At 35.5% G+C, this 25907-nt stretch carries 24 protein-coding genes and 3 tRNA genes; 11 read left to right on the forward strand and 16 right to left on the reverse strand.

The window, feature by feature from the left end; translation table 11 throughout:
* Window positions 1-247 precede the first annotated feature (247 nt).
* The 3 genes from NHG98_RS03830 to mnmE form a co-directional block, all read right to left on the reverse strand.
* Window positions 248-1264, reverse strand: coding sequence for an NAD(P)/FAD-dependent oxidoreductase (locus NHG98_RS03830; protein ID WP_096616997.1), 1017 nt, complete (start codon window positions 1262-1264; stop codon window positions 248-250).
* Window positions 1265-1424: 160 nt separating this feature from the next.
* A tRNA-Ser gene (locus tag NHG98_RS03835) sits at window positions 1425-1512 on the reverse strand.
* Between the two features lie 47 nt (window positions 1513-1559).
* Window positions 1560-2888: a tRNA uridine-5-carboxymethylaminomethyl(34) synthesis GTPase MnmE gene (gene mnmE / locus NHG98_RS03840; RefSeq protein WP_096616999.1), complete on the reverse strand. Its 1329-nt coding sequence runs from the start codon at window positions 2886-2888 to the stop codon at window positions 1560-1562.
* A 222-nt stretch (window positions 2889-3110) separates the two neighbouring features.
* Here mnmE and nuoI point away from each other — a divergent pair, with 222 nt between their 5' ends.
* From nuoI to infC, 4 genes are all read left to right on the forward strand, one after another.
* Entirely contained in the window at window positions 3111-3593 is a 483-nt protein-coding gene (nuoI, locus tag NHG98_RS03845) for an NADH-quinone oxidoreductase subunit NuoI (protein ID WP_096617001.1), read from the forward strand.
* A 65-nt stretch (window positions 3594-3658) separates the two neighbouring features.
* Complete coding sequence (locus NHG98_RS03850) at window positions 3659-3847, forward strand: hypothetical protein (RefSeq protein WP_259245296.1); 189 nt, start codon at window positions 3659-3661, stop codon at window positions 3845-3847.
* On the forward strand, window positions 3844-5745 hold the full coding sequence (thrS, locus tag NHG98_RS03855; RefSeq protein WP_096617005.1) for a threonine--tRNA ligase: 1902 nt from the start codon (window positions 3844-3846) through the stop codon (window positions 5743-5745). The genes NHG98_RS03850 and thrS overlap by 4 nt, the downstream gene beginning before the upstream one ends.
* Before the next feature lie 12 nt (window positions 5746-5757).
* The gene (infC, locus tag NHG98_RS03860) at window positions 5758-6276 is read left to right on the forward strand and encodes a translation initiation factor IF-3 (protein WP_096617007.1); all 519 of its coding nucleotides are present in this window, start codon (window positions 5758-5760) and stop codon (window positions 6274-6276) included.
* A 28-nt stretch (window positions 6277-6304) separates the two neighbouring features.
* Here the strand turns inward: infC and nuoF are convergent, their stop codons facing one another.
* Window positions 6305-7558 carry an NADH-quinone oxidoreductase subunit NuoF gene (gene nuoF, locus NHG98_RS03865; protein WP_096617009.1) on the reverse strand — a complete coding sequence of 418 codons (1254 nt, stop codon included), beginning with the start codon at window positions 7556-7558 and terminating at the stop codon, window positions 6305-6307.
* Between the two features lie 19 nt (window positions 7559-7577).
* Window positions 7578-7650, reverse strand: a tRNA-Lys gene (locus NHG98_RS03870).
* Window positions 7651-8212: 562 nt separating this feature from the next.
* Between NHG98_RS03870 and NHG98_RS03875 the strand changes: the two genes are divergently transcribed.
* The 3 genes from NHG98_RS03875 (at window position 8213) to NHG98_RS03885 (ending at window position 10538) form a co-directional block, all read left to right on the forward strand.
* A tRNA-Ala gene (locus tag NHG98_RS03875) sits at window positions 8213-8288 on the forward strand.
* A 211-nt stretch (window positions 8289-8499) separates the two neighbouring features.
* Window positions 8500-10059: a magnesium transporter MgtE N-terminal domain-containing protein gene (locus NHG98_RS03880; protein WP_096617011.1), complete on the forward strand. Its 1560-nt coding sequence runs from the start codon at window positions 8500-8502 to the stop codon at window positions 10057-10059.
* 86 nt (window positions 10060-10145) lie between these two features.
* Window positions 10146-10538: a hypothetical protein gene (locus NHG98_RS03885; protein ID WP_096617013.1), complete on the forward strand. Its 393-nt coding sequence runs from the start codon at window positions 10146-10148 to the stop codon at window positions 10536-10538.
* A gap of 74 nt (window positions 10539-10612) precedes the next feature.
* Here the strand turns inward: NHG98_RS03885 and ccmE are convergent, their stop codons facing one another.
* The 8 genes from ccmE to NHG98_RS03925 are packed head-to-tail and all read right to left on the reverse strand — an operon-like array spanning window position 10613 to window position 17563.
* Complete coding sequence (gene ccmE, locus NHG98_RS03890; RefSeq protein WP_096617015.1) at window positions 10613-11005, reverse strand: cytochrome c maturation protein CcmE; 393 nt, start codon at window positions 11003-11005, stop codon at window positions 10613-10615.
* On the reverse strand, window positions 10989-11126 hold the full coding sequence (locus tag NHG98_RS03895) for a CcmD-like small membrane protein (protein WP_259245297.1): 138 nt from the start codon (window positions 11124-11126) through the stop codon (window positions 10989-10991). Before NHG98_RS03895 ends, ccmE begins: the two co-directional genes overlap by 17 nt.
* Window positions 11123-11992 carry a biotin--[acetyl-CoA-carboxylase] ligase gene (locus tag NHG98_RS03900; protein WP_096617017.1) on the reverse strand — a complete coding sequence of 290 codons (870 nt, stop codon included), beginning with the start codon at window positions 11990-11992 and terminating at the stop codon, window positions 11123-11125. The genes NHG98_RS03895 and NHG98_RS03900 overlap by 4 nt, the downstream gene beginning before the upstream one ends.
* A gap of 4 nt (window positions 11993-11996) precedes the next feature.
* Window positions 11997-13382: an NADH-quinone oxidoreductase subunit N gene (locus tag NHG98_RS03905; RefSeq protein WP_096617019.1), complete on the reverse strand. Its 1386-nt coding sequence runs from the start codon at window positions 13380-13382 to the stop codon at window positions 11997-11999.
* The gene (locus NHG98_RS03910) at window positions 13379-14821 is read right to left on the reverse strand and encodes a complex I subunit 4 family protein (protein ID WP_096676750.1); all 1443 of its coding nucleotides are present in this window, start codon (window positions 14819-14821) and stop codon (window positions 13379-13381) included. Before NHG98_RS03910 ends, NHG98_RS03905 begins: the two co-directional genes overlap by 4 nt.
* A gap of 3 nt (window positions 14822-14824) precedes the next feature.
* Entirely contained in the window at window positions 14825-16672 is a 1848-nt protein-coding gene (gene nuoL, locus NHG98_RS03915) for an NADH-quinone oxidoreductase subunit L (protein ID WP_259245298.1), read from the reverse strand.
* A gap of 4 nt (window positions 16673-16676) precedes the next feature.
* Window positions 16677-16985, reverse strand: coding sequence for an NADH-quinone oxidoreductase subunit NuoK (gene nuoK / locus NHG98_RS03920; RefSeq protein ID WP_019236815.1), 309 nt, complete (start codon window positions 16983-16985; stop codon window positions 16677-16679).
* The gene (locus tag NHG98_RS03925; RefSeq protein WP_096616979.1) at window positions 16976-17563 is read right to left on the reverse strand and encodes an NADH-quinone oxidoreductase subunit J; all 588 of its coding nucleotides are present in this window, start codon (window positions 17561-17563) and stop codon (window positions 16976-16978) included. The genes nuoK and NHG98_RS03925 overlap by 10 nt, the downstream gene beginning before the upstream one ends.
* A gap of 214 nt (window positions 17564-17777) precedes the next feature.
* Between NHG98_RS03925 and NHG98_RS03930 the strand changes: the two genes are divergently transcribed.
* From NHG98_RS03930 to NHG98_RS03940, 3 genes are all read left to right on the forward strand, one after another.
* The gene (locus NHG98_RS03930) at window positions 17778-18200 is read left to right on the forward strand and encodes a WD_0964 family protein (protein ID WP_096616977.1); all 423 of its coding nucleotides are present in this window, start codon (window positions 17778-17780) and stop codon (window positions 18198-18200) included.
* 121 nt (window positions 18201-18321) lie between these two features.
* Window positions 18322-20235, forward strand: coding sequence for an ATP-dependent helicase (locus NHG98_RS03935; protein ID WP_096676802.1), 1914 nt, complete (start codon window positions 18322-18324; stop codon window positions 20233-20235).
* A 289-nt stretch (window positions 20236-20524) separates the two neighbouring features.
* Complete coding sequence (locus NHG98_RS03940) at window positions 20525-21406, forward strand: Rpn family recombination-promoting nuclease/putative transposase (protein WP_259245300.1); 882 nt, start codon at window positions 20525-20527, stop codon at window positions 21404-21406.
* Between the two features lie 4 nt (window positions 21407-21410).
* Here the strand turns inward: NHG98_RS03940 and NHG98_RS03945 are convergent, their stop codons facing one another.
* From NHG98_RS03945 to dapE, 3 genes are all read right to left on the reverse strand, one after another.
* Window positions 21411-22166: an alpha/beta hydrolase gene (locus NHG98_RS03945; protein WP_096616534.1), complete on the reverse strand. Its 756-nt coding sequence runs from the start codon at window positions 22164-22166 to the stop codon at window positions 21411-21413.
* Between the two features lies 1 nt (window position 22167).
* Entirely contained in the window at window positions 22168-22695 is a 528-nt protein-coding gene (locus NHG98_RS03950; protein WP_096616536.1) for a c-type cytochrome, read from the reverse strand.
* Window positions 22696-23178: 483 nt separating this feature from the next.
* A complete protein-coding gene (gene dapE, locus NHG98_RS03955; RefSeq protein WP_096616541.1) occupies window positions 23179-24384 on the reverse strand; it encodes a succinyl-diaminopimelate desuccinylase in 1206 nt (401 codons plus the stop codon).
* A 42-nt stretch (window positions 24385-24426) separates the two neighbouring features.
* On the opposite strand from dapE, the gene NHG98_RS03960 reads away from it, so the two are divergent.
* Window positions 24427-25764 carry an iron-containing alcohol dehydrogenase gene (locus NHG98_RS03960; RefSeq protein ID WP_096616543.1) on the forward strand — a complete coding sequence of 446 codons (1338 nt, stop codon included), beginning with the start codon at window positions 24427-24429 and terminating at the stop codon, window positions 25762-25764.
* Window positions 25765-25907 lie beyond the last annotated feature (143 nt).

Raw genomic sequence — 25907 nt, forward strand, 5'->3', positions numbered from 1 at the left:
CGTGGTGCGAGTTTTGACTCTATATTACTGTAAGTGGCGCTGTAATAATGTGCTAACGCTTAAAATAAGCGCGATTTGGCTGAATGTAGAAAAAATAAAAAAGACATGCAGCCGCTATAATTTTATGTAATCCGCCAATAAATACCCTGAGTTTTTTACTGAATTTTGTCATTGAGCCTGCAGGTCAAAAACAAGTTTTGAGTCATAAATACCATTATTATCATAATAAGGGGGCTGGCGGAGTTTGTCAAGTAAGTTTTTCTTTCCCATGAATTCCCTTTGAAGTCGAGTATTGAAAATTGACTGGAGAGTTGTGGATTACTTTGTATATGTCATAACAAGCCATGGCACTCTCGGCAAAACCACTTAATATTAACTTTAGTTTGCCTGAATAAGTAGCTATATCTCCGATTGCATATATTCTATCTCTACTGGTTCTAAGTGTAGCTGGGTCGACAGTTATGCGGCCATGTTCTAACTCTATACCCCAACTGTTTATTGGCCCAAGATTCATTGACAATCCAAAAAATGGCAGCAAAAAATCAGCGGATATTTCTTTTTCTTCCTTAGAGGCAATGTTTTTTACTATCACTGCGCTCAATTGCCCATTACCTCCTGCTAGTTCGTGTAATTGATATGGCACTACCAGTTCTATCTTTCCATTATTTTCAAGTGATTCTAATTTATTTCTAGTTTCAGGAGTGCAGCGAAATTCCTTTCTTCTATGTATCACATAAATTTTCTTTGCAACTTTAGAAAGTTCTACAGTCCAATCAGCTGCAGAATCACCTCCCCCTGCAATGACTATAGTTTTGTCCTGAAAATCAGAAATTTTATTTACACTGTAAAATACAGATTTATTTTCGTATTCTAATATACCACTTAAGGGTGGACGGTTAGGTTCAAACATTCCGTTACCTGCAGCAACAATAACAGCCTTACATTTTACCTCTGTACCTGTGTTAGTTATGATAGTAAAGCTTTGATCACAGTTATTCGAAATCTTTTCCACTTTTTGACTTAAATGGTAAACAGGCTCAAATGGTGAAGCTTGCTCCATTAATTGCTCAATTAATTTTTGGGCAGTAATTACAGGATAACCAGGTATATCATATATTGGCTTTTCTGGGTAAAGAGCTGTGCATTGTCCTCCTGCTTGATCCAAAACATCTATTATATGACATCTCATATCAAGCATTCCCGCTTGAAAAGCAGTGAATATTCCAATAGGCCCTGCACCTATTATTACTATATCGGTTTTCATATTCAGATGGTAATCTATTTATAGATATTAGCTTTCTTCGCTAATAAGGTCAATTTACAAAGGGATGTATTTTTAAAAGATGTGGCTAGATTAGATAAGATTTCCAGCATTATGAACCACATAAAGCTCTAAAAATCAGCTAACATAACGGGATGCTGTGCGGACGGAATGGGATTCGAACCCATGGTACGCTCATCACGTACGTCAGTTTTCAAGACTGGTGCCTTAAACCGCTCGGCCATCCGTCCATTTCTTTTCTATCACAACATTTTATTTTAAGCAATCTATAAAAGCTTTACTTGCCCACGCAAAAGTTGCTAAACACACTACTCAATATTTCCTCAACATTAATAATTCCAATCACCGCACCAAGTTCAAATGCAGCAAGCCTCAAATCTTCAGATATCAACTCAATTGGATTATCGATATTAAAACGTTGTAAATGTTCCAGTGCTTTCTGCATGTGACTCCTATGTCTTTGCCGAGTAATCACAGGAGTGTCTCTATCGCGCCCAAATTTTTCCTCTGCCTTCCTTTTTATGAGAGAGATCAACTTGTTTGTACCTATTCCCTTTAAAATAGAAATAGGTAGAAAATCTACACCGCCAATCAGTATACTTCTGTCATTAATTGCATCGTCAGCTTTGCTCAATACATAAATAGTATCGCTATTTACAACGTTGCAATTGATATTATAACGTTGTTCAAAAAGAAATAGTTCTATTCTTAAATCAGCTTCAAAAGACCTCTTTTTTGCTCGACTTATGCCTTCTGATTCTATCGGGTCTGAACTCTCACGAATTCCAGCAGTATCAGAGAGAATGATTGGGTATCCGCCAATGTCAATATGAGCTTCAAGCACGTCTCTTGTTGTGCCTGCATATTCAGAAACAATAGCAATATCACGCTTGGCTAAGAAATTAAACAGAGTTGATTTACCGACATTTGGTTCACCAGTTATTACAATATGTAAACCCTCACGCAACCTTTCGCCCCGTCTATTATCATTTAAATGCTCTTGTATCAACTGTATGAGAGATTGCACTTCATTATTAATTTTTTCCAATTCACTTTTTTCTGCCCAAATGTCCTCTGGAAAGTCTATATATGCTTCGATTTTGGATTGTATCGTTATTAATCTTTGCCTCCAATTGCTGTATAGTCTCTCCAATTCTCCAGATATCTGCTTAATCGCTTGTTTAGCTTGCATTTTCGTCTCAGCATCAATTAGATCTGCGATCCCTTCTATTTGCGTTAAGTCAAATTTACCATTTAGAAAAGCCCTAAGTGAGAATTCTCCAGGCCTGGCCATAACAAAAATTTTTGATAATTCCTCCAAGATGATTTTTATGACTGCCTTGCTTCCATGCACTTGTAACTCTATAACGTCCTCGCCAGTGAAACTGTTTGGAGCAGGGAAATAGATGATTATTCCATTATCTATCAATTGACTGGAATCATCATATAGATCAACTAAAGTAGCAAATCTTGGTTTAATTTCTTTCTTAATATGAAAATGATTTAAAGCTTTAAGCGCGTAGTTGCCTGAAATTCTGATGACTGCAACTCCTGACTTGCCCAATACGGTCGATAAAGCGAAAATAGTTTCATTTGTGTTTGTCATTATTTATATAAACTACTTAGCAATATTACACTTAAGAAACCAAAATACCTAATTTGAAAATATTCGAAATTTTTATCTATCTTGCTAGTTTATATTAATGCAGTACTATCATACTAGTGAATGTATTATATAGAAAAGCTGTAAAAGTCACTCAGGTGAAAATATTTATTTTGAAAACTGATAATATAATTTATAATTATCAATATAAGTTTTAAATATTTTATGCTCAAGAAATTAGCTTGGTATTGGTCTTTTGTAGGGTTAATTAAAGGGTTTGTTATTACATTAAAATATATGTTTAAGCCAAAGGTTACTTTGAGGTATCCTATGGAGAAAGGCCCTTTAAGTCCAAGGTTTCGTGGTGAGCATGCGTTGCGTAGGTATCCAAACGGTGAAGAACGATGCATAGCTTGTAAATTATGCGAAGTTATCTGCCCTGCTCAAGCAATAGTTATTGAAGCAGAGGAAAGAGAAGACGGTAGTCGCCGCACTACGCGCTATGATATTGATATGACAAAATGCATATACTGCGGACTTTGCCAAGAGGCATGTCCAGTTGATGCAATCGTTGAAGGTCCTAACTTTGAATTTGCTACTGAAACAAGAGAGGAGCTAATGTACAATAAAGAAAAGTTATTGCGTAATGGTGAAGTTTGGGAAGACGCAATTGCACTCAGGTTAAAAAAGAATAGACCGTACTACTGATGTTAAAAATTTATAGCTTTCAAATCATTCCTCTGTTACCCAGGTGCTGTTTTTCTGTCATTTCAGTGTTCCTTTTTTTGTTATCCCAGTGCGTGACACTGGGATCCAGGTATAAAAATATTTGCAAATTGTGCAATGGACAACAGATTTTAGGAGCATACGTTAAACTAATTTCCATTATAAAAATAAGATGGATCCCAGTGTCACGCACTGGGATGACAAAGAGAGGGTTAGACAAAAGGGTCGATAAATGATTAAAGTTACCTTTTCAACCGAACAAAAAGTGAAAGAATACAGTGGTATAGTCACTAGCTTTGATATATTACAACCGGATGCTTTGAAAGAAGCAGTTGCATTGAAAGTAAACGGTGAGTTGTATGATCTCTCACGTGAAATTGAATCTGATGCAGAGATAGAGGTGATACAACTGAGTGACGAAGCGGGTTTAGATATAATAAGGCATGATGCTGCTCATATAATGGCGCAGGCAGTGAAAGAGCTATTTCCTAATACTCAGATTACTATTGGCCCAACAATTCAGGACGGTTTTTACTATGACTTTGCTACAAGTCGTGCCTTTACTACGGACGATCTTACCACAATAGAAAAGAAAATGAAAGAGATTGTAAAAAGTAATCACAGATTTGTTCGAGAGGTTTGGACTCGCAAACAGGCAATTGATTTCTTTAGTGGTATAGGCGAAAAATATAAGGTTGATATTATCTCATCCATACCAGAGAGTGAAAACCTAACTGTTTATAGACAGGGCGATTTTGTAGACCTATGCCGTGGTCCGCACTCACCATCAACCAGCAGAGTTAAAGCGTTTAAACTTATGAAAGTAGCGGGTGCATACTGGCGAGGTGATGCAAAGGGCCCAATTTTGCAGCGAATATATGGCACAGCATGGAGAAATCAGGATGAATTAAACGCTTATCTTGAGTGTCTCAAGGAAGCGGAGAAACGCGATCACCGCAAAATTGCTAAGGATATGGACTTATTTCACATTCAAGAGGAAGCTGTCGGGCAGGTTTTTTGGCATGAACAAGGATATATTTTATATAATGTTCTTGAGTCTTACATCAGAAAGAAGTTGATAAATAATGGCTATTTTGAGGTAAAAACCCCTATTTTAGTAGGCAAAGAGCTATGGGAAAGATCTGGACATTGGGATAAGTTTCGTGAAAGTATGTTTACTGTTGACGAGTCTGAAAGCAAAAAGCTAGCAATAAAACCCATGAATTGCCCCTGTCATGTGCAGGTTTTTAATTCTCTCACCAGAAGCTATCGTGATTTACCGATACGTATGGCAGAGTTTGGCACATGCCATAGAAATGAAAGCTCAGGATCATTGCACGGACTGATGCGAGTGCGTGGTTTTACGCAAGACGATGCACACATTTTTTGTATGGAAGAACAAGCGAATTCTGAGACTATAAAGTTTTGTGACCTTTTAAAAGAAGTATATTCAGAGCTTGGATTTAATGAAATTTCTGTGAAATTTTCAGACCGTCCAGATATTAGAGCAGGTAATGATGAAGTGTGGGATAGAGCTGAAAAAGCGCTGCTTGAAGCCGTTAAAGAAGCGGGCTTGAGTTATAAACTTAACCCTGGTGAAGGTGCATTTTATGGTCCAAAGTTAGAGTTCTTTTTGAAAGACGCAATAGGCAGAAATTGGCAATGTGGAACATTACAAGTTGATTTCATTTTACCAGAACGTCTGGGAGCTTTTTATATAGGGGCAGATGGGCACAAGCATCACCCTGTCATGTTACATAGGGCAATTCTTGGGACTTTTGAGCGTTTTATCGGAATTTTGATAGAAAATTATGCAGGAAAATTTCCAGTTTGGCTTGCTCCAACGCAACTTGCTATTCTGACCATTACAAATGAAGCTGACGGTTATGCCACAGAAATTAGCAATATTTTAAAAGAACAAGGTGTGAGAGTCAAGACTGATTTGACCAATGAAAAAATTAGTTATAAGATACGTTTGCATAGTTCAAACAAGACTCCTATATTGTGGATTGTAGGCAAAAATGAAGTTACAAGTAAAACTGTGTCAGTAAGAAATTTAGGATCGGAAAGACAGGAGTCTTTTTCTTTGGAAAAGGCTAATGAATCGCTGTTAAAAAGTATTAATTTGAATTAAGGGAGTTAAAGTTTGCAAGTTAAAAAGAACAATAAAAACAGAATTAATGGGTTCATCACAGCTAAGGAGGTACGCTTAGTTGATCATAGTGGTGAAATGGTCGGAATCGTGCCAATAGAACGAGCTTTGGAATTTGCACAGGGTGTTGGTTTAGACTTGGTGGAAATTGCACCTGATTCAACCCCTCCAGTATGTAAAATTCTGGATTATAGCAAACAAAAGTATGATATAAAAAAGAAAGCAAGTGAAGCAAAAAAGAAACAAAAAACATTAACTATAAAAGAAATTAAACTGGGTCCTAATATTGGTGATCACGACTACGAAACAAAATTGCGTCAAGCAAGAGACTTACTTGCTCACGGACATAAAATCAAAGTTACAATGAGATTTAAGGGCAGAGAGCTTATAAACACTGAAGTCGGACTGCAAAAATTAGAACGGCTAATTAGAGACACTGAAGATATTGCAAAGGTAGAATTGGCACCTAAAAGAGAAGGGAATCAATATTTTTTAGCTCTGGTTGCTAAGTAGCAAAACGGCTTAAGAAGTATGAGTAGAGTTAAACTAGCGCTCTCTCTTTGATAACATGGCGAAAATGTCTTATTAATCCTTGAATCGGCCAAGCTGCAGCATCACCAAGCGCGCAAATTGTATGTCCTTCTATTTGAGTTGTAAGGTCAAGCAGCTTATCTACTTCATCAGGCTTAATATTTCCTGCTACCATCCTTTTCATAATCCTCCACATCCATCCAGTACCTTCACGGCACGGTGTGCATTGTCCACAGGACTCATGCATGTAAAAGTGTGATAACCTCTCTATTGCAGCTATTATATCAGTTGATTTATTCATCACTATTACAGCAGCAGTACCAAGCCCTGATTGTGCAGCTTTTAATGAATCAAAATCCATTTCAATAGTATCACATATAGATTTTGGAATTAATGGCACTGAAGACCCACCAGGTATTACAGCAAGTAAATTATCCCAACCTCCTCGCACTCCACATGCATACTTTTCAATCAATTCACGTAGTGGAATTCCGAGCTCTTCTTCAACATTACACGGGTTGTTTACGTGCCCTGAAATACAAAAGACCTTGGTACCAGTATTATTTGGTTTACCAAGAGATGCAAACCATTCTCCTCCGCGATTTAGAATATCTGGAACCATGGCTATAGTTTCAACGTTGTTTATTGTGGTTGGGCATCCAAAAAGTCCAACACCTGCAGGAAATGGAGGTTTCATGCGAGGAAAGCCCTTTTTTCCTTCAATTGATTCGAGTTGAGCTGTTTCTTCCCCACATATGTAAGCTCCTGCACCCCTATGGATAAACACATCAAGATCATAACCTGATTTGCAGGCATTTTTTCCAATTAAGTTTTCTTTATAGGCTTCCTCAAGTGCTTTTTTTAGAACTAAATATTCATTATGAAATTCACCCCTGATATAAATATACGCAACTGATGCGCTGATCGCTTTGCCGGCCAGGAGAATTCCCTCAAGTAACTTATGTGGCTCATATCGCAATATATCTCTATCTTTACATGTACCAGGTTCTGACTCATCTGCATTGACTACTAAATATGCTTTTGGAAGATTTTTAGGCATAAAGCTCCACTTAAGGCCGGTGGAAAATCCTGCACCCCCTCGACCTCTCAAGCCAGATTTCTTTACTTCATCAGTGATTTTTTCTGATCCTAAATCCAGTAACTCTTTTGTTTTTTGCCAGCTACCACGTTTTTTTGCACCCTTAAGTAGTGGAGTTTCTTTACCATTTAGGTTGGTGAATATTTTATCTTGTTCTTTTAGCATGTTTTTCAAAATTTGTGAGTGATCCCGACGCGGTTCGAACGCGTGACCCCCTGATTAAAAGTCAGGTGCTCTACCGACTGAGCTACGGGATCATTTCATTTTTCAGCTATACTAAACAGTAATATAGTTTTTATCCGTTTTAATCAAACTAAAATTTTCATGTGTGATTAAATAAATTATATAATATACTGCGTTAGTAGTTAAAAAATCTATAGATAATTTAAAAAAATTTTTAAAGGAAAACTTCTTGTTAATTTTCAGTTCACAGATTTATTTGGATGGTGTGAAGTATAACGCTAAGGAGACAAGAAAAATAGAAAACTGTATATACCCTACAGAATTTGTGCACTATTATAATGCTTAGCAATAGCCTATAGCTAACACGTTATACCGCCTCAGCATATAGCTAACCCAAGAAAGGTTTTCCTACGTCATACCGCCGCGGTGTCTCTAGATCACGCTAACAAGCAGCGGGATGATGAATTTTTGCTTTTCAAATTATCGGTAAATCTAAGTCACTTTAGCTATAGATTCCGCTAACACGTAGCGGAATGACGGTTTTTCAAATTGTCAGTAAATCTAAGTCAGTTTAGCTATAACAGATAAATATTTCTTGCATTTCAGCCTGAGTGAATTATGCTTTAAGCAAGAATTGGGGGCATAGCTTAGCTGGTAGAGCATCTGTTTTGCACGCAGAAGGTCAGCGGTTCGATCCCGCTTGCCTCCACCAGTCTATATTAGCTCTAGCACGCCACAAAACCTGTCAAAACAGCTTATTTTAATCTAGGAGTGTTTTATACTAGTTTCCTAAAAAATCCCTCTTTCTGTAACTTTTCTTTATGCAAGTAATGTTTGTTATTATAATTCTGATATATACTAACTTAACAATAAATTAATCAATAAATGTTAGAATACTAACAATTAATTTATTGGTAATGCCTATGAGTGGAAAGAAAAATGTTTTTAAGATGGTGCCTGGGAAAAAATTGCTCAACGCAACCAAATGGAAGATATTGCAAGATCAGGTGGACAACAATAAGATGCCTGAAGATCAAGTGGATAGCAAAGGGCTAACTTGGAATAAGCTTGCTAAAGTTGGGTTCATACCACTGGATGATGAAAGTGATATAGCACTAGATTTACCTATAAAATTTTGTGATCCTAAGGGGAATAGAATACCTCTTTCCTGCGTACGGGAAGGTGAAAAAGATTTAGCAGGAGAAAGTTATTATTGTGCTGATAATGAAAATCTATTCACAAATTGTAAGGTTTTTATTGGGGGAAGTTTTAGAAATATTAAACTAGATTATGTAAATAATCCGCATTCCTTTGCATATATCAATGACCAACTAATGAAGTTATCACTGACCAACCAGGCTATAGAAACTTTTTCTTCTAACGTAAAACGCAGTCGAATTTTCCTTGATATACAACCAGTAGAATATCAATATGTAACATGGGAAGAGTCAGATACCGATAAATATTATTTCTCAGATGATCAAGGAAATATTATCGATTCACTTGACAATGAAGCACTTCAATATATTAAATTGCACAGCAGGGAACAAACAATAAAGGATATAATATCATCTAATATACCAGAAGACATAACACTATCAAACACGTTTACCAAAGTTCTTGTTGAAGGCCTAACAGATGAGCAACTAAAGATTTTTGCCAATATTCTTAGTAATAAGCAACTCCGAGCTTTAGTGGATCATCTAACCAATCACCAATTACAAACTTTTGCTCAGGAACTAAATCCAGAAAAATTACAAATAATTGTTCCTATTTTAAATGATGCTCAGCTTGAAGCTCTAGTGAGAGACTTAAATCCAGAGCAAGTAAAAGAAATTTTACCTCACTTAAAAGTGGATCAGTTCAAAGCACTTATTAAAACTTTAAATGACGAGCAATTTACAGTGCTTGCAAAAGATTTGGCTGAGCACCACTTGACAATACTTTCCAAAGAATTAGAAGGTGATCAGTTAAAAGCTTTAGTAAATAACCTGCAGGAAGACCAACTGAAAGACTTAGTTAATAAACTCGACCATAAGAAACTCGAAGCAATAGCTCAGGACTTAACCGATCCTAATAGGATTCAAACTATTATTAAGTCTTTAGCTGACAATCCAGGTAAACTTCAAGCCTTTGCTCGCAATATGTCTAATAAGCAGTTTAAGGAACTTTTGGATAACGTAGGTGCAGAAGAGCTTAAAGAGATTATTCACAAACTGCCTTATGAGAAAGTGACAGCTGTGATTGGTGATCTCAGCAATCAAGATCAGTCTAAAGCTATTATTGATGCATTAAAAGGGAAACTTGAAGAACAAAATGAAAAGCTAAAAGAGGTTTATGAGAAGCTAGAAGAACTTCTACCCCCACCTGTATACAGCGAAGCGTTGGAAAGTTTGCGTTCATCACCCCGTATTTCCCAAGATACTAACACTGAATTTATAGCAGTTGAAGAATACGCTTACCATGAATCTGAGTACTTGTAAGCCAGTGCTTACGAGTTTGGAAAAAGGTTGTCTGATGCGCGTAGCAGCTAGTTTAAATTATTAATAATGTTATGGAGGTAACTCATATGAGAACAGATAAAAGTCTACAAAACAATGTACAAGGTTTTGCAACAGAAAATAATGAGCAAAAAGTTAATACCATTGGACCTTTCAAGCTAAAAAGCCAGGGGAAAGACTTCACGGAGCAACAACTAACAAAAACTATAGCAGGTGCTCATGCTCAAAATGTTATTGATGAGATGGTCGATAGTATAAATCAAAACCTCATTGGTAAGTTAAATACGATATTAACAGATGAAGAGAAAAAAGTTACAAAACTAATTAAAGATGTTGGTGATCAAAAGAGTGGTTTAGTAAAAGATCTCAGTGATTTAAAACAAGCTTTAGAAGATATTGCTCCTCCACCAGCAGCTCCTCCATTATTCCATGTTACTGGCGAAGAGAACAGTTTGCTTTAATAAAAAAGGCAACAGCTTGCTAGCAGGCTGTTACTCTCTCTATATATCGTTTCAATATAGCTGAATTAGGGAATCTATTTTAAAACTTTCGGCATATAGTTCTCATCATGTTTTGCAAACACTGTATCTGCAAGAAAGGTACTATTATCAAACATTTTACCTTGCACAACAACACCACTTTTTTCTGAAAATATTGGTGGAAGTATTCCCTGGTATTTTACCACAACGCTTTTGTTAAAATCTGTCATTTGAAAAATCACTTCACTTTCGTTGTGTATCACGCTATTTTCAACAACCATTCCACCAACACGGATTGGCTTTTGACTATTTGGTAAAACTATTGCCTCACTTACTGTATAGAAAAATGAGATATTTTCTTTGAGCGTTGTTAAAATAAAAAAGACTATGCAGCTTAAAAAGCAGAAAATTCCTAAAGTTATAAGTAATCGCTTATGTTTCTTCTTCATTATTATCTTTCAGGCTTTTTAGAATTTTTTTACTTTTAGTATAGCAAGAAATGGTAAAAATCAGTTCTCCGGTAATCAACGTAAAACTAATAAGGTAAGCAAAAATTACATATGTATTCATAATGCATTATCAATAAATAACTCACCTGCATCAAAATAAATTAAGCTTCCATCCTTTTGCTGCAACACCAATTTACCACTGTTATCTATATCAGCAAAAATTCCTTCATACAATTTGTCAGCTAGTTTTACACTGATTTGCTCGTTCATTTTGAATGCTTTTTTTAACCACATTTCTCTTATAGCATAAAACCCATCAAATAGCCATTGCTTTCTTAGCTTATTAAAATTTATTATTAATTCCTTTAATAGATCCATGTTAGACACAGACTCACCATAATTGCTAATGCACGTTGTTCCTGGAAGTGGTGCATGATTGACATTAATTCCAATTCCTACAATAAGCCAATTCGAATTGGATCTTTTTTCAAGCAATATTCCACTTATTTTCTTGCCATCGATTAGAATGTCATTTGGCCATTTATGTTGAATGTTACTATCATTCATAAATGACAGTAAAGTATTCCCTACAGCAAGAGCAGTCACAAAAGTCAATTCTGTTAATTTGCTGATGTCTTTAACTTGACTCGTTAAGCCTACTGTTATCCCAGTACCATCCGATGTCATCCAAGTGCTTGACACTGGGATCCATGCTTCTTGATTCCTAGATTCCAGCGTCACGCGCTGTAATGACACCGAAAGCGGGCTTTTATCGAGATAATTGTTAAAGAGGTTTACTACCAAACTTGCATAAAAATTACCCTCGGGAGAAATCCAGTTTTTTCTAGTGCGCCCTCTACCCTCTGTTTGTTTGTCGGCAATAATGACGGTTTCATTTGATATTCCTTTATCAATTAAATCCAACGCTTCTGTATTAGTGCTTGAAACTTCTTTGTAATGATGAATATAAAAACCCTCAGGGATCACCTTGTCAACCCTTTAGTTCAATGAGTGAGTAAAGATCTTCTACATACAAGAAAAGAACGAGGTTGATCAGTGAAGCCACCGAAGTGATAATGAATAGACCCTTAGAATAAGCAACCTTATTATCACTAGCTTTATCAAAATACATAGCTTTTATAATATTTAGATAATAGTAACATGATACAACACTCGCCACCACAAGGGTCAAAGACAGGCTGATAAAGCCAGAATTTATTAAACTTTTGAATATAAAAAATTTAGCGATAAAACCTGCAAGTGGAGGTATTCCCGACATCGAGAGTAATAGTATAGAAAGATGGAATGCTAAAATTGGTTGCTTTTTTCCTATACCAGATAAATTTGCAATATCACAATCGTCATCGTCAATTTGTACGAGATATGAGAATAGCCCTATGCTTGTGATGATATATATCACCAGATACATTAAGGCACTATCTGTTCCTGCTTGTGCAAAAATAGAAAGTGAAGCAAATATAAAACCAATGTGGCCAATTGAACTGTAAGCAAGCAGCCTTTTTAAGTTTTGCTGACGCAATGCCCCAAAAGCTGAGATAAGCACAGACAATGCTGAAACGTATAAGAAAATAGGCTGAACATAACTTTTTACATTTACTAACTCTTCATTCATCAATCGAATTAAAAATGTTACAAGTGCAGCTTTTGGGGCCGTAGAAAAAAACGCAGTTACTATGGTAGGTGCACCTTGATAGACATCTGGAGCCCACATATGAAAAGGAGCAATAGCAAGCTTGAAACAAAAACCAATAAGGATAAAAACTAACCCAAAAACTATTCCATAAGTTATCTGATGGTTTTGCAAGAATGAACCGAGCTCAGAGAAATTGACTTGTCCTGTATATCCATAAAGCAGCGACATTCCATATAGCATAATGCAGGAAGATAGTGCACTAAGTGTAAAATATTTCACTCCTGCTTCACATGAATAAGCTGAATTTTTATTAAAGCTCGCAAGAACATATAAAGATATACTCATCAACTCAAAAGCTAAGTAAAAAGAAATCAGACTATTTGCTGAAACTAAAGTTATCATGCCAAATAGCGCAAAAAGAATCAGTATTGAAAATTCATATTTATAGTCATATTTTGATAAATTCAGCATCAAAAGTATTAAAATTCCTGTGCTGAGAATTAACCCTTGGGCTGGCCTGATGTATAAATTGAGTTTTAACAACGCATTAAAGAGAAAAATTTCATTGTTTTCTGCCGAAATAATTAAAATAATCAAAGTTACCACTGTGCAGCCAAGTGCTAATAAGTTGATAGTTCGGCGGTTAAATATAATTCCAAGCAGTAGCAACACTAACAAGGAGATAATAGAGAACGTTTCCGGCAATATCTGTATATAATTCATAGCGCATTATATTTTACTAACAAATTTGCCATACATGGCTTCAAATAATTCAGTGCAAGGGTTGGGTAGAATCCAAGCAAAATAACAAACACTGCAAGCAGAATTAAGACAGAAAATTCTATGCTATCCAAGCGATTATTTAATAATTTAGAATAGCTAACCCCCCATATTATTTGCTTACATAAATTCAGCATATAAACTGCGCTTAAAATAGTGCCAAGTGCGATAAATCCTGTGAAAAACCCTATGCTCTTAAACATTCCAACCATAGCCAAAAACTCACCTATGAATCCAGATGTTCCAGGTAGCCCTATTGAAGCCATTGAAAATAAAATGAACATAAAACCAAATTTTGGCATTGTGTTTACTATGCCAAAATACTTTGCAGTCTCCAAAGTTCCGGTTCGAGTATATAGCATCCCAACACACAAAAATAAAGCAGCAGAAATAAGGCCATGACTAATCATTTGAAATATGCTACCCAGTACTCCTTCCTCACAAAATGAAAAGAGGCCAGCGGTAACGATCCCCATGTGTGCTATTGAAGAATAAGCTATTAACTTCTTTATATCACCTTGAGCAAACGCAACTAGAGAAGCATATATCACCGCAATAATGCTCAGCATAACAACGAAATTTGAAAAATACAAACTTGCCTGAGGAAGCATTGGAATAGAAAACCTTAAAAATCCATATCCCCCCATTTTAACAAGCAAGCCAGCTAAAATCACAGATCCAGAAGTTGGTGATTGCACATGCGCATCAGGAAGCCAAGTGTGAAATGGAAACATAGGTACTTTTATTGCAAAAGAAATAAAAAATGCAATCCACAGCAATGACTGCACTTCAAGATCAAGGCTTGGCACTAATGTAGCTAATTTTTGTATACTAAACGTTCCAAAAACACTATAGATGTATACCAACCCAAGTAGAAATAATAATGAGCCAGTTAATGTATAAAGAAATAACTTAAACGTCGCATATATCCTTTGCTTCCCTCCCCAAATGCCAATAATAAAGAACATTGGTATTAAGACAGCTTCAAAAAACACATAAAAGCTTATAGCATTCAGTGAAACGAAAAAACCGACTACAAAACTCTCAAGCAGTAGAAATAATGCCATATAGGCTTTTAGGGTCGTATAACTCATTTTGCAATTATAGAGCATACAAATAACAAACAAGAAGGTCGTAAGTAGAAGGAAAAGCAACGATATTCCATCCACCCCTATTCCAATATCTCTTACTGGATAGCTGACAAACTGAAAGTCCGCATCGTTATAATCAAATTCTATACAAGCTACAATGCTAAGCAAGAATGGAAGTACAGCAAAAAATAGGGCAAGGAATCTTAGGTGTATAGATTGATGATTAATCCTGATCGAGGATAAAATCAACGCTCCTATCAGTGGAAGCAAGAATATACTAAGTAACAACACCTTCTATTTAATTCCAATAATATATAAAGCACCGATTATTAAAGTAACAAACATAATAAATGCATAATCAAATATATAACCAGTTTGTAACTTTATAGAACTTTTTGAACATTCATTAACCAACCTTACAACACCATTTGGTCCAAATGAATCAATAGCCTTAACATCAAACTTCCATAAAAGCCTAGATATAAACCTTATCGGTGCAATTATAACAAACTCATACACCTCATCAAAGTACCATTTATTCTGCAAAAACTTAAGTAAAAATTTACTCTTAATTTGCCTAATTACTTGATATTGGTAAATCAGGTACGCAAGAGCTATTCCACTTAGGCTCGCTAAGGTTGGCAGTAGTTTTATAAAGAAATTATGAACTCCATGCTCATCAATTACCATTAAACTTGATTTCCAAAACACATTACTAGTTATGTTCAAAATATTTGCTCCCCACACTCCAGAAAATACCGATCCAAAAGCAAGTATCAGTAATGGTATAAGCATAATCTTTGGTGCTTCATGTATATTAATTTTACTTTGTTTTTGGCTATGGAACACAAGAAGCAATAACCTCCAAGAGTAAAACGCTGTGAAGAATGCAACAACTAAGCTTATTACAAAAGCAAAGCTATCCGTGCTATAAGCATGTTCAATTATCAAATCCTTTGAGTAAAAACCTGCAAATGGAAATATTCCAGAAAGCGCAAGAGAACCAATCCACATGAGAGCGTAAGTACAAGGGATTTTCTTCCAGCAATTTCCCATTTTCTGAATGTTTTGCTTATGATGCATTGCATGAATTACATTGCCAGCACCAAGAAATAGTAGAGCTTTAAAAAAAGCGTGTGTCATTAAATGAAAAATAGCAACATTGTAAGCAGAAAGCCCACATGCCATAAACATATAACCAAGTTGACTGCAGGTTGAATAAGCAATTATTTTTTTTATATCATTCTGAGTAATCGCAACGGTGGCTGCAAAAAAAGCAGTAAGTGCACCAACGATAACTATTAATTCTCGTGCCACATTTGATAACTCAAACAATGGAGAACATTTTGCTATTAAAAATATACCTGCTGTTACCATCGTTGCTGCATGAATGAGTGCAGAAACAGGGGTTGGCCCTTCCATTGCATCTGGCAACCAAACATGTAAACCAAGCTGTGCAGATTTACCCATACAGCCAAGAAAAAGTAATATGCATATTATATGAATTATTTTAAATTCACAGCAGAATGCTCTAATGTTCTGCGTGCCAAGAAGATCAGCTGCGTCAAAAACTTCAGTAAATTTCAAAGAGTGAAATGTATAATAAATGAGAAAGATCCCAATCAATAGTGCAAAATCTCCTACCCTATTCACAACAAATGCTTTAATTGCTGCATTATTTGCAGAATATTTTTGGAACCAAAATCCTATGAGTAAATAAGAACATAGGCCAACCCCTTCCCAGCCAAAAAAAAGCTGCACGAAATTATCGCTTACAACCAGCACAATCATGCAAAACGTAAACAGCGATAGGTAAGAAAAAAACCTCGACTTCCCTTTATTATGCTCCATATAACCGATAGAATAGAGGTGGACTACTAGTGAAACGGTGGTAATAACAATAAGCATTAAGGATGAGAGAGCATCCACACTAATTGCCCAATTTACTTTTAATACACTTAATGAAAATAGAGGAAATAAACTCAAGTGATAATTTTCAGAGAAGGTGAGAAAAACATACCAAGATAAAACTGCAGATATTCCAATCCCTGCCGTTGTAACTAACTGACTTTTTCTAAAAAGTGCTGCAAATAGCGAACCAAAGAGTGGCAAAAATACTATTAGTTTCAGTATATCCATCATACTTTCATTCTTTCATTAAATTTGCTTGTTCAACGTCTATATTGCCACGGCTTCTATAATATACAACCAATATTGCAAGTCCAACTCCTGACTCTGCTGCCGCAACAGTCAACACAAACATCACAAAAATTTGCCCAACTATATCATTCATAAAGGCAGAAAAAGCAACTAAATTGATGTTAATTGCCAGCAATAATATTTCTATTGATAATAATATATTGATTATGCTCTTACGGTTAATGAAAATACCGCACACCCCAATAGTGAACAAAATAGCAGCAACTATCAAAAAATGATTTAATCCTATTTCCATTCTACTCCTTTTCCAAATTTAGCCTTAATCAATTTTACAGATGAAGATTGTGTCAATTGCTTTAATACATTCTGTTTTTTAACTTCTTTTTTCTTGTCCTGTAAAGTAAGAGCGATTGCACCGACAATTGCAACAAGCAGTAGAATACCAGAAAGATGAAAAGCGTACATGTAGTCAGTGTAAAGCAAATTACCGATAGCTTTCACGTTATTAGTATTATAGTTTATAACATTGCTTATATTGAGTGCTGAGCTGCGGATTACAAAGCTGATGACTAGAAAAAACACAACACATAATATAGCACTAAGAGTGAAATGCTTTGCAAAACCCTGGCGCAACCTTATGTAGTCAATATCGAGCATCATAACTACAAAGAGGAACAACACTGCAACCGCACCGATGTATACTATCAGCACCATCATAGCGATGAATTCAGCTCCAAGAAGAATGAAAAGAACTGCAGAGTTAACAAAGGTGAAAATTAAAAATAATACTGCATGCACAGGATTTCTTACGCTAATCACACATACAGCAGATAAAATGCTTAGAATTGCAAAAAAATAAAAGAAAAAAGGCATTGATACTTTAACTGCAACAATAGTTACTAATTTAAAGTGACTATTGTTGTAAAGTCAATATTATATTAAACGTTTAAAGCATTGTACTACAAAGCTCCAGTTCCATTTTAAATTATTATATAGAGTATTTTATCAGTAATGCAATAAACACTCTTGACAACTTTAATTTATTAATGCATAATATATGTATATTAATAATCAGCGGTAGCTCAAAATGTACAACATATTTGGTTATTTCAAAAGCAACAATAGTTCTAACGCACAAAGTGGCAAATTAGATGGCAAAAGTTATCAATACACCACAAGAGATTATGTGACAATTTACTTTAATAACACGCTAGCAAGTTTCAGTAGATCATTGAGAGAATTTAAAGAAAAAGCGTATGGATTTATGTATGATATCGGAACTTGGTTGAAAGAAACATATGAAAATCTCATTGAACGACCTGCAACGCATAATCACTATACCCCAAAAGAAAAACCCCTTGTTGAAGAAATAGAAATGGAGGAACTAAACCGTACATATAAGCCATTCCAAACTCCACCTATCCACCCAACAAGGAGAAGTTCTGGTACCAATGACTTAAATCAAGTTGTTGTTACTCAGCATACACTTGAAACTACCCCAATAAGATAGATCTACGTTTAAATATGTAGTACTTGAGTGAAGCATTATTTAACTGTTCTATTCAATAAAACCTTTACAATATTTCGATCATAGGTTTAACTTTATGAAGTTATAATCTATAGGGCTGCAAATGAACGATTATCTCTTACTGCTAAATCCAGAACAACAATCAGCTGTAACTCACATAGATGGACCGGTTTTAATATTGGCAGGAGCCGGAACGGGAAAAACAAGAACGATTACTTCAAGAATAGCGCACATAATTAGAAACGGTCATGCTTATTCTGATGAAATATTAGCTGTTACATTCACAAACAAAGCAGCAAATGAGATGGTATCAAGGGTACTTGAGCTAACAGGCACAAACATACCATGGCTTGGCACTTTCCATGCAATTGCAGCAAAAATTCTACGTCATCATGCTGAAGTCGTGGGGCTAAATTCCAATTTTACAATCATTGGTGTGGATGACCAATTACAGGTAATAAAAAATATTATTAATGAAATAAGCCCTGATTACCTATCAGAAAAATGTAAGACCATTATGAATATTATTCAGCAATGGAAAGAGAAGTGCTTATTGCCACCTGAAGTGGAAGATATTCAATCATTTAGGCCAGTGTACGTAACTGCACTCAAAGTCTATCACCAGTATCAGGAAAGGTTAAAATTCCTTAACTCTGTCGATTTTGGTGACTTATTGCTATATAACATACAACTCTTTAATCAAAAGACTGAAGTTCTGTCCTACTACCAAAATAAGTTTAAATATGTCATGGTAGATGAGTATCAGGATACAAATGCGATACAATATCTTTGGCTAAAATACCTTGCAAAAGAGCACTCAAATATTTGCTGTGTAGGAGATGATGACCAGTCGATATATAGTTGGCGTGGTGCAGAAGTTGAAAATATTTTGAAGTTCTCCGATGATTTTAAAAATGCAAGAACCGTTAAACTAGAGTGTAACTACAGGTCAACATCCCACATACTTGCAACTGCGTCATATGTTATCAATCACAATAAGACTCGCTTAGAAAAAAAATTGTGGACAACAAATGTTGAAGGGGAAAAGGTAAATCTAATAAAATTATGGGACGGAAAAGCTGAAGCAAGGTTCATAAGCGAACAGATATTAAAGCTCAATAAATACAGATTTAGTGACATTGCAGTACTGGTAAGGGCCACTTTTCAAACTAGAGTTCTCGAAGAGTATTTTATAAAATATTCAATTCCCTACAAGATTATAAGTGGTGTAAAATTCTACGAACGTCAGGAAGTCAGGGATATAATTGCATATTTAAGACTCGTTACAAACAATAACGATGACTTAGCTTTCGAAAGGATCGTAAATCGGCCAAAAAGAAGCATAGGAGCTACAACTCTAAAGAAAATATACACGACTGCTCAGGATAACAAAATTTCTTTTTTTGAGGCAGGAAAAATATTAGTTAATAGTAATCAAGTAACCGAAAGAATTAAACTCTCACTAAATGATTTTTTAAATAAAATTAAAGCTTGGGAAGAAATAGTAAGTGTAAAACCACTGCATGAATTCGTTAAAATCGTAGCAAACCAATCAGGGTATATTGAAATGCTTGAAAATGAGGAGGTAACAGGCTTAGCACGAATAGAAAATGTCAAGGAGCTCATCTCATCTTTAAAAAATTTCGATAATGCCACAACTTTCTTGGAGCATATAAGTCTAGTGATGGAAGTGGATAATATGAATAACGATGACACCGTATATGTTATGACTCTTCATGCAGCCAAAGGACTTGAATTCCCGTCCGTGTTTCTACCTGGTTGGGAAGAGGGATTATTTCCTCATCAAAGATCTTTTGAAGATAAAAGTGGTAAAGCTTTAGAAGAAGAAAGGAGACTTGCATATGTTGGAATAACCAGGGCAAAGGAAAGGTTAATCATTTCATGTGCAGATAGGAGGGAAATTAACAACCAGTGGCAACCGATGCGCACTTCTCGGTTCATTAAAGAATTGCCAAGAGAAAATGTTGAGGTAATAAAGAGTAACGCCTACTGTTGAAGCTATAACTGCAGATAAACATATCTTACAAATCTGAATTACTTCAACTATATGTGTAACCAGACTGCATTCTGTGATTTTTAGCAAAGCACGATCTTTCATTTGAGTTTTCTTCAATTTAAAATAAATACGGAAAATTGCTGCCTATAGCTAAACTGACTTACGACAATTTGAAAAACCATCATACCGCTACTAGTTAGCGCCACGGCAGCATAGCTATCTTCAAAAATATGGTTGAATAATTGTTAATAATAGTGTATAATTATTAATATTTTTAAGCATTTTTGCCATGGCTCTCTCAAAATTTCTCGATCCTCGCAATGATTTGTGTTTCAAAAAAATCTTTGGAACGGAAAAAAATAAGAATATCCTTATTCACTTTTTGAACGATATTTTAGGGTTTACTGAGATAAATGCAATACAAGAAGTTGAGTTTCTTAGCACTATTATGGATCCCGAAGTTGCCTCTGATAAACAAAGTATTGTTGATGTTCTCTGCAAGGATTCTCACGGAAATAGATATATAGCAGAAATGCAGCTCGCTAGAGACAAGGGCTTCGAAAAACGCGCTCAATTATATGCCGCTAAAGCCTATTCAAGACAATTAGATAAATCTGGCAACTACATTGATTTAAAGAAAGTCTTCTTTATTGCTATATCAAATTGTAACTTACTTCCTGAAGAAGTTGATTATATTTCTACTCACAATATACGTGATATAAAAACTAACGGCCATTACTTAAAAGATTTTCAGTTTGTCTTTATTGAGTTGCCTAAATTCGCAAAAAATAAAGTAGAGCAGTTAGAAAGTATAGTAGAAAGGTGGTGTTTCTTTTTTAAATACGCAGAAGAAACAACAGAAGAGGACTTAAAAGAGATAGCAGAAAAAGCGCCAATAATAAAGCTAGCATATGATGAATTAGACAAGTTTCGTTGGAACGAAAAAGATTTAGTAGCCTATGAAGAAAGGATAATGGATCTACGCAAAGAAGAAGCTATTCTTGAATACAGACTTGATCTTGCTGAAGAGAAAGGTAAAAAAATTGGTAAAGAGGAAGGGAAAATTGAAGTCGCAAAAGCAATGCTGGCTAATAATGTTGATGTCAACACTATTGTCAAGTTTACTGGCCTTTCTATTAGTGAGATTGAAGAATTAAGTGGAAATCTGTGAACGGTTACCTATATGTTTTTGCTGGCAAAAATTCTCTAATGGTCTTAAATAAAACTTCCCGCGAATGATTGTCAGACATGTTATGCTCTGCTGATTTTATCAAGTATACTTCAACATCGGTTGACTTGATTTTTTCAGCTAAATTCAATGAAGTTTGATAAGGAACATCTTTATCATTAATGCTATGCAATAAGCGCACAGGACAGTTTATATCTATTGCTTCTCTATTTAAAAGAAGGTTCTTTCTGCCATCTTCGATCAAATTTTTAGTTATTTTGTATGTACAATGCTCTGAAGTGAAATCTATTGCACCTTTAGAATCTAGTTCTTCCTTTTGCTTGCCTGACAATTGCTTGAATATCAAATCTTCAGTAAAATCAGGAGCAGACGATATGCCGATTAATGCTGCAATTTTTTCCGGAAATTGAAGGGCAGTGAGCAGCATCAGCCATCCTCCCATACTTGAACCTATAATTATTTGTTTATCGCTAGTTAATTCACTCATCACTTTAGCACAATTTTTTTGCCAATCACTTATCGTGTAATCAATAAAATCACCACTTGAATAACCGTGACCAAAATAATCAAATAGCACAAGTGCTATATCGTTTTCTTGGCAAAATTTGTAAACAGCAGTTGCTTTAGTTCCATCCATATTAGATGCAAATCCACCAAAAAAAACTACAGAAGCTTTCTTCCCTTGTAGCTTTCGATATGCTGTGTGACCATTATTTCCATCAAACAATTTGCAATAATTCATACTACTTTGGCAAAGCAACCGGACTATCGCTCATCGAACGCAAATAGCTGACTAGATCTGCAATTTCTTGTGGATTGGAAATACCTGCAAATGCCATACGTGTACCTTTTATATAGGCTTTTGGATTCTTTAAAAAGGCAAATAGCTCCTCATATCCCCATTTTCCACCTCTTTCAAGCACTGCTTTTGAGTAATTGAATGAGTTACCAAGATGAGCCTTTTTATTTCCAACTACGTTCCATAAGTTTGGTCCTACTTTATTCATTCCACCTTTCTCAAAACTATGGCAGGCTATGCATTTTTTTGCTGCTGATTTACCTTTCTCAAAACTAGCATTCTGCATGAGCGCTCCAATATCGAGCGCCACTTGCTCGATTTTTTGCTGGAACTCATTGTGACCAGCAGTTACTATCGTTTGGTGTTCAATCTTATATTCCTCTGGACTATACAGCATATCAACTACGTTGCTGACTATCATAATGATTAGCCCAGAAAGTAAAATCGATGCTGCAATCTTATTAAGCTCCATAGTTAATTTTTATTAAGTAATGTTACTTAAATTATGCGAATATTTTTGCAAATAGCAACCAATTACCTTGGAGCTCGCTAAAGATGAGAGTCTCCAGCTACAAATATTAAGAAATTTACCAAATAAAAAAAAAGGCAAAAGAAGCCCCGTGGTGCGAGTTTTGACTCTATATTACTGTAAGTGGCGCTGTAATAATGTGCTGACGCTTAGTTTAAGCGCGATTTGGCTGAATGTAGAAAAAATAAAAAAGACATGCAGCCGCTATAATTTTATGTAATCCGCCAATAAATACTCTGAGTTTTTTACTGAATTTTGTCATTGAGCCTGCAGGTCAAAAACAAGTTTTGAGTCATAAATACCCTTATTATCATAATAAGGGAGCTGGCGGAGTTTGTCAAGTGGTTTTTGTAGCTCTCATAGTTTTTGCGTCACACGCTGGCAGTTGTTACTCAAACAACAGTTATGCAAGAGATCTGATTACATCTAAGCTAACAATGGACCACTAGGTATATTACTAACTACGTTGATCTGATTCAATATTTTATTAGTGGGATTGAAATAATTTTCTATGAATTCCTTATATATAGCTGTTAATTTGTGTATATCATTTACTAATACACATTCGTTTATCTGATGTGCGGTTTTGTTGATTATACCAAATTCAATCACTGAACAAACATCTTTGATAAACGCAGCGTCAGATGTGCCACCACTTGTGCTCAGCACAGCATCAATACTGGTAACTTTATTTATCGCATCAAGCATAATATCAGTATTTCTATCAGGAGTAGAGAGGAAAACGTCCCTGCTGCTATGCATAGAAAGTTTATAATCGTTAGTTACACTGGAGCATATTTCATCAATCAGCTTATATAAGCCGTCAGGTGTTTGTGTATCGTTATATCGAATGTTAAAACGTGTAGTTGCTGAACTAGGTATTAGATTGCTAGTATTATTTCCAACATCGATAGTAGTAACTTCGCAATGTGAAGGCTGAAAATATTTATTACCATGATCAAAAGTAGTATTTTTTACCTTACTCAATATCGATATTACCTTATATATTGGATTATCTGCTAGGTCTGGGTAGGCAACGTGTCCTTGTTTTCCATGGCAAATTAATTCAAATGTTACAGAACCTCTTCTGCCTATTTTTATGGTATCACCTAATTTCTCACTACTGGTTGGTTCGGCAACTACACAAAAATCTATCTTTTTTTGCTTACTTTTCATCCATTCTAAAACTGCTTTTGTTCCATATTTTTCCGTGCTTTCTTCAGCACTGGTAATCAATGCACTTATCGAACCATTAAATTGAAACTTTTCTGCAATTAAATTTGCCATAGCAGCAATAAATGCAGCTATTCCGCTTTTCATATCAGCTGCTCCTCTTCCATATAGCATTCCATCTCTAACTTCTGGATTAAATGGACCAAATGCCCAATCTTTTAACTGACCCGGTGGTACAACATCAACATGCCCAGCAAAGCACAAATTTGGTACTCCGTTTATATATTTCGCATAAAGATTTTTAACTTTAGTTCCATCATCACCAAATTCTAAAATCTCACAGTCAAAGCCACTTTTCTTGAAGATTGTTGCTATATGCTCTATTGCCCCGCCGTCCCTTGGTGTTATACTCTCAAAAGAGATCAATTTCTTAGTTAGCTCTACAGGGTCAATCTTCATGTCAATCTTAAAATACTTATATTGCTATATTGTAAACACTCTATGCACTATTTAAAACAAATATTACATCAAGCCGAACAAACTTTTCTAAGGGAAGTAATAACAGATTACCACCTTGCTGATGATATCTATAAAATATGCACACGACACGGAGATGACATCTTTCTAGTTGCAGATGAAAACACAGCAAAACTTTTAAACAAAAACGTATTTAATAAAATTTCTCACTTAATTATCCCGAGCAATACCATTGTGCCTCTTGCAAAACCTCATATCATTTCGGATGCTCCCTACATTTTATCATCCCAGTCCTCCGAGACTGGGATCCAGGAAAAAAAATCAGCGTCACGTGCTGAAATGACACCAACCATGGGTACTAATCTTTCACTTGCCTCTCTTGAAACCGTAAATCTAGTTAGAAACAAAGCAAAAGACAGTGACTTAATAGTTGCATTTGGTAGCGGCACCGTTAACGACATCTGCAAATATGCAAGCTACCTCGAGAAAAAAGATTATATATCGTTCCCAACAGCCGCTTCCATGAATGGATATACATCCGCAAATGCTTCAATATTAGTAAATGGATACAAAAAATCGTTCAAAGCACATCTTCCAAGAGCGATATATATAGATATAGACATACTTACCAATGCACCACTGCGTCTCACATTAAGCGGATTTGCAGATTTCATTTGCCGTTCGACAGTTCAGGCTGACTGGCTACTATCTCATTTGTTGCTTGGCACAGAATACAATGAATTACCTTTTACACTTATTCGCGATTTGGAGCAAATTTTGCTAAGAGAGTATACGGCGCTTACTAAAAGAAGTAGAAAAGTGGTCCTATTACTTATGGAAATTCTACTAATTTCAGGACTTGGAATGGTAATATCAAAAGGCAGCTATTCTGCAAGCCAAGGAGAGCATATGATAGCTCACGCAATGGAAATGGTAACAAGAGATCATTCCTCACTACATGGCGAAAAAATTGCTGTTACGACGATTACTATGGCTAATTTGCAGGAAAAGATATTATCAATACAAAACCCGATTATCAACCCGACCACTTTAGATGTAAAACATATAACTCAGTGCTTTGATAATATCGAATTTGTAAGAACTTTTGAACAGAAGCAAATTATGCAGCAAAAAATCCAAGAGATTATTTGTAAAGAATGGACTAATATTTCCAATTTAATTAAGCAAAATTTACTACCTGCAAAATACCTGCAAAAAATATTTGAAGATCTATCAATTCCGCACTTACCAGAGCACCTCAGTTGGAATAAAGAACAATATTGTAAAGTGGTCGATCTTGCGTTTGCAACAAGAGATAGATTCACCTTTCTTGACCTAGCCAATTGCATAGAAGAAAGTTAAGTTTTGTAGTGAAATTCTGTCATTTAAAGAGATCATAGGCCGAAAGCTAAACCCTTTTCACAATCTCTTATCCATTTTCCTCTAAACTGTACGCCTAAGTGGATATACAACTGAACATAACCATTCCAAGTAGCTGACACTGG

This window comes from Wolbachia endosymbiont of Aedes albopictus, assembly GCF_024804185.1.
Classification (GTDB): domain Bacteria; phylum Pseudomonadota; class Alphaproteobacteria; order Rickettsiales; family Anaplasmataceae; genus Wolbachia; species Wolbachia pipientis_B.